The sequence below is a fragment of the Sphaerospermopsis kisseleviana CS-549 genome, from assembly GCF_028329225.1.
Lineage (GTDB): Bacteria > Cyanobacteriota > Cyanobacteriia > Cyanobacteriales > Nostocaceae > Sphaerospermopsis > Sphaerospermopsis kisseleviana.
On the sequence record NZ_JAQMTI010000045.1, the window covers coordinates 1 to 5,437 of the forward strand.

The 5,437-nt window shown below is 36.6% G+C and carries 4 protein-coding genes; all 4 read right to left on the reverse strand.

The genetic code is table 11. The features are described from left to right. Positions 1 to 41: 41 nt before the first annotated feature. On the reverse strand, positions 42 to 2,717 hold the full coding sequence (locus tag PN497_RS03385) for a peptidase domain-containing ABC transporter (RefSeq protein ID WP_096567240.1): 2,676 nt from the start codon (positions 2,715 to 2,717) through the stop codon (positions 42 to 44). Beyond that, positions 2,666 to 3,424 (reverse strand): foldase protein PrsA, encoded by a 759-nt coding sequence (locus PN497_RS03390; RefSeq protein ID WP_096567242.1) that lies wholly within the window; start codon positions 3,422 to 3,424, stop codon positions 2,666 to 2,668. Before PN497_RS03390 ends, PN497_RS03385 begins: the two co-directional genes overlap by 52 nt. 257 nt (positions 3,425 to 3,681) lie before the next feature. Next, on the reverse strand, positions 3,682 to 4,440 hold the full coding sequence (locus PN497_RS03395; RefSeq protein ID WP_096567244.1) for a TIGR00297 family protein: 759 nt from the start codon (positions 4,438 to 4,440) through the stop codon (positions 3,682 to 3,684). Between the two features lie 22 nt (positions 4,441 to 4,462). Then, positions 4,463 to 5,110: a Uma2 family endonuclease gene (locus PN497_RS03400; protein WP_096567246.1), complete on the reverse strand. Its 648-nt coding sequence runs from the start codon at positions 5,108 to 5,110 to the stop codon at positions 4,463 to 4,465. Positions 5,111 to 5,437: the final 327 nt, after the last annotated feature.

Genomic DNA, 5,437 nt, shown 5'->3' on the forward strand with positions numbered 1-5,437 from the left:
AGTCACCAGTCCCCAGTCACCAGTCCCCAGTCACCTTACCCTTAAATATTCATCTGTTGTCGTTGATAAAGTGACCAGTATAAACCCTTTTGTTGCAATAAACCTGTGTGTGTTCCCCGTTCTGCAATAATACCTTTTTCCATGACTAATATTAAATCTGCACGTTTTAAAGGTGCAAAACGATGGGCAATTAAAAACACGGTACGGTTAGCAGAAATCTTTTGCAAATTTTGTAATACTTGCTGTTCTGTTTCACTATCTAAGGCGCTGGTTGCTTCATCTAAAATCAAAATTGGGGCGGTAGAAAGAAACATTCTCGCTAATGCAATGCGTTGTCTTTGTCCACCTGATAAAGCTGTTCCTCTTTCACCTACATTAGTTTCATAACCGTAAGGTAATTGACTGATAAAATCGTGTGCTACTGCTAATCTGGCAGCTTCTACAACTTGTTCTGCGGTAATATCTGGATTTCCTAAACTGATGTTTTCCAAGATAGAACCATTAAATAAAAAGTCTTCTTGGAGAACTACAGCAATTTGTTGTCTTAAAGATGCTAAATCACAACTTTTGAGATCAAAACCATCAATTAAAATCCTTCCTGATTCAATTTGATAAAGTCTTTGCAACAGTTTAGAAAGGGTACTTTTACCTGAACCACTGCGCCCGACAATACCCACAAATTGTCCTGGTTTGATATCAAAAGAAATGCCTTTTAATACAGGTTCGGTGTTAGGACTATAACGGAAAAAAACCTGCTCAAAATTAACTTCACCTTTGAGGGGTGGTAATACTAAACCCGTTCCTGCTTCTGCTTCTGGGGCAGCGTTGAGAATATCGCCAATTCTATCTACAGAAAGTAGCACTTGTTGGAGATTTTGCCATAATTGCACTAACCGCAGTAAGGGTCCTGTGACTCTTCCTGATAACATTTGAAAAGCGATTAATTGACCTACTGTGAGTTGCTGATCAATGACTAATCTTGCACCAAACCAAAGTATTAACAATGTAGAAAAATTAGTGAGAAAATCACCAATATTACTGCTAATATTTGACGTAGTGGAAGCTTTAAAACCAGTTCTAATAAACTTAGCAAATAAACCTTCCCAACGTTCTCTAGCTACTGGTTCGGCTGCATGGGCTTTAACAGAATGAATACCTGTAACAGTCTCTACTAAAAATGATTGACTGTCTGCACTGCGGTTAAAAGTTTCGTTTAGCCAATTTCTTAAAATTGGGGTGGCGATAATTGTTAAAGTGGCAAATAATGGGAGAACAGCTAAAGCTACAAAAGTGAGGGGAATGTTGTAATAAAACATCAATCCCAAATAAACGACGGCAAAGATACTATCGAGAATTACTGTTAAAGCTGTACTTGTTAAAAATTGGCGAATTTGTTCTAATTCCTGTACTCTGGCGACTGTATCACCCACTCTGCGAGATTCAAAATAAGCCAAAGGTAAACGCATTAAATGGCGAAAAAGTTGGGCTGATAAACTCAAATCTAAACGCCGTGCGGTGTGGGTAAAAATGAAGAGTCGAAGAGTACCCAGGAGAGCTTCAAATATGGCGACTAATAAGAGGGCGATCGCCATCACATCGAGAGTAGCTAAACTCTCCTGCACCATCACTTTATCAATGATGACTTGGGTAATTAATGGTGAAGCTAAACCCAATAATTGTAAAGTGAAGGAAGCTAGTAATACCTCACCTAATAATTTGCGATATTTCCAAACTGCGGGAGTGAACCAAGAAAGATTAAATTTCTCTTGTTTGGAAATTAATTCTACTTGCCATAATTTACCATCCCAACAAGATTCTACTACTGATTGGGTGAGATATTCACATTGATTATTGAGAGGATTGGCAATAATTAAACAATTACCTTTCATCCCATAAGTTACAACCCAACTGCTAACTGTTTCCGATTTCCATAATAGTAAAGCCGGAAAAGATAAATGTCGTAATTCACCCCAATTTACCTGCAATTTCCGCAAAACTAACCCTAACTTTTCCGCTGTTTCTATCACATTTTTGGGGCGTTGTCCCCGCAGTTGACGTTGTACCCATTCTAGTTGCACACTATTATTTAAATATTGTGCCACCATTGTTAAACAAGCTGCCGCAGTATTTCCACTCACTACAAAAGGATAGTGAGAAGGATAATTAGAAATTGCAGATTTTGATGATGAAGGTAAAGATAAATAAGATGTCGTCAGTGAAGTAGATATTTCTTCTTTTTCCCTGTTTTCACTGTCACCTGTCACTTGTTCCCTGTCACCTTTCCCATGCCAAAATTCATCAATTTGAGGATGAGACAATTTTTCCCACAGTGATGAGTTCCAACACACAACTACAACTTCTTTACTAGCAGCTACAGCTTTACAATTAGTAAATAACTGTTGCAAATCACCAAACCAATCTCCATCATTTAAGGTGGCTACAGGTTTACTTTTTTCATCCCGTAAACGGACTTTACCAGTGATAATAAAAAACTGATATCCTCCTGTTTCCTGTAACCAAATTTTTTCGCCAAGTTGATATTGACGAATTTCTAATTCATTGGTTACTTCTGTTTGTTGTTCAGGAGTCAACCAGCACAATGGCGGTTTTTTCCAAGGTAAAGTATCTAGCGCATTTATTCGTAAAGTTTGATAGTTCAGAATATTTAGCTCACTTGTAATTTTACTGTCAGGTTTTGAATTTTTTCCCCTAGCCATTTTTCAAATAACTCATTTTGTAGTGATTGTTTTAGTTGAGTATTTTCTAAAGTTGCTGGTAGAATGTTCTCTAATCTAAATAAACTGAAATTTCCTTCTATTTCTATCGGTCCTATCAATTGTCCAAGGTTAGCTGCATCTACAGACGCACGCAAAATATCTGGTAAACTACCCCGACTAATGGGACCCATCATACCGTTAAAGGTTTTTTCATCTGCTAAGGAATACTCTTTTGCTAGTTGCTCAAAACTACTTCCTTCTTCAATTTGAGTGTGTAATTCTTCTGCTAGTTCTCGGTTATTAACCATGATCCGAGAAAGTACGACTCGATCTAAATAAATCTTTCTTTCAATAAAGTATTCTGGTAATTTTGGTTCGGTAATTACCGCTTTCAGTTTTTCTAATTTGAACCCAAAGCTAACTGATTCATAAAATGTAGCGTAATCACTACCATTATTTTGTAACCATGTTTGGAATTGTTCAGGATCTGTAAGTTGATTTTTTAACCGAAAATCAATAATTGCTTGTTCAATTAATGCTGTACTGATATTTATATCATCTCTGGTTTTTAGTTCTTTCTCTAGGACATATTGACGCAGAACATCGCTGATAAACTGATTTAGTTTACCAGAAATCTGTAAATACTTGACTACTTGATAGAGGTCGATTTGATCGTCGTTGATTGTAAAAAATGATGAAGATTCCATGAAATAAATATGAGGAAAATCCTAAAAATCTATACAACTTTTCCATTAAATAATAGATAAAACCGTAGGAAAATAAGGTTCAAGATGATAAAGATTTTATGAATTAGTTAGTGAAAAAATAAATAATTATAAAAATTACCTACACCATATAAATAGTAAATGCAATTTTTTACACATTTCCTATGGTGTTGGAGTAGTAATAGTCATGAACAAAACAGCAAATTTGCTGTTTAAAATTTTGAATTTTTAGTAAATTTTCAAACAAATATCATTTGCCAAATAATAGCGAGGATAATTGCTGCAACTGCCCCAATTAGGGTATTGAAGATATTGACAACTTCGTTGGTAAGCCAAGTATATTTAGATTGCAATGTTGCACCAATGACACTTTCTAAATTGGTAGCGATAAAGGCTGCTATTACACACCAAACAATTCCTAAGATATCTATTAAATTTACACTCCAACCTACAAGGGCGATCGCTACGGATCCGATAATACCCGCTAAAGTTCCTTCTAAACTTACCGCCCCTTCTGTACCTCTCGCTACAGGTTGCAATGTGGTAATTAAAAAGGTACGCTTACCGTAGGCTTTACCCACTTCGCTGGCAGTTGTATCTGATAATTTGGTGCTAAAACTCGCTACATAGCCCAAACACAGCAAAAACTTCCAATCAGGTATAAGCCACACTCCCAGGGCGCATAAAGTCGCAATTAACGCCGAACCCCACACATTTTCAGGACCCCTTGCACCAGAACGTTTTTCTGCAATTCCTTGGGCTTCTTTTTCTTTCATACCGATGCGGGTAACTCCCGAACCGACGATAAAATAAAACCCTACCACCAGATATCCTGGCCAACCCAGTGTTCCCCAAACTATTACACCCAATAACCAAGCATGGAATATTCCCGCAGGGGTGAGTAATTTTTTAGGAATAATCGCTACTATCCCTAATAAAATAGCGTTTAATCCCATTCCAACTAACCAGGGATTGATGTCATTAAGTAATGATAACATTGGTAATTAATGATGAGTATTTTCAGTTTTTTATCTCAGCAGAGTTCAGAAATTTCCTCAATTCTCGTATAGCTGCACTTGTATTGCGGTTATAGGCAGTTTGTAAACTCTGTTCAACAATCTCATGTATATCAAAATGAGGGAAATAGTGGCTGTAGCTTTGAAGTAAATAGCTGTTTTGCTGAAGTTGATAAATTAACAGTTGCTTTTGTTTATACAGCCAAATTTCTGGAACTTGATAAGGTAGATAATCGTTGATATGAGTATAACTGGTAACGTCAATTTCTAGAACTAAATCAGGTGGTGGATCAACTGTCCAAATAATCCGATTTTTGCCAGATATAGCTTGCCAGTTATCAATATAAAAACAATAATCTGCTTCTATTCCACTTTCTTCGGGGAGTTCCATCGTTATGGGGGTAAAAGCATCAAATTCACGCTGAACATAATCGAGTAGAGTAGTAATTATACTGGCGATAACATGAGCATCTTGTCCATGTTTTGGCAAAGGTGACATGATGATTACTTCCCCATTTCGATATTTTAGTCGTGGAATTGTGCGATCGCCCCGTTGTTGACATAAAGTTTGATACTCTTCCCATGTTCCAGGTATCCGCACCACAGCACCGGCAGGAATTTGGGTTTTTTCTGGTGATATCAGCGCAAACATAACTTAACTTATACATCAGTAAATAATTATAGTTTTATTTTATAGTTTTATTTTATAGTTTTATTTTAGAGAATATTAGCAACAAGCTTGTAATTGTAATAGTTTATCAACATCCTGTACATCCGCAAATCCTGGACATCCTGATTCAGACAATAAAAAACGCACCTTGCTAAAAAAGCCAAAGTGCGATCGCCATTACCAGAAAAATCAAAATGAAAAATCAAAATCCTGAAAATCCTCAAATCCTGGATATCCTGATTCTGACAAATTCCATCAATCAACTATCACCTATCACCTTGACATTTTCTCTACAATGTTCCTCACTTC

What these genes read in the sequence shown, in the direction of transcription:
- PN497_RS03385 (WP_096567240.1), bottom strand. Translation starts at nt 2,717, where the DNA reads ATGGCTAGGGGAAAAAATTCAAAACCTGACAGTAAAATTACAAGTGAG.
- PN497_RS03400 (WP_096567246.1), bottom strand. Translation starts at nt 5,110, where the DNA reads ATGTTTGCGCTGATATCACCAGAAAAAACCCAAATTCCTGCCGGTGCT.
- PN497_RS03390 (WP_096567242.1), bottom strand. Translation starts at nt 3,424, where the DNA reads ATGGAATCTTCATCATTTTTTACAATCAACGACGATCAAATCGACCTC.
- PN497_RS03395 (WP_096567244.1), bottom strand. Translation starts at nt 4,440, where the DNA reads ATGTTATCATTACTTAATGACATCAATCCCTGGTTAGTTGGAATGGGA.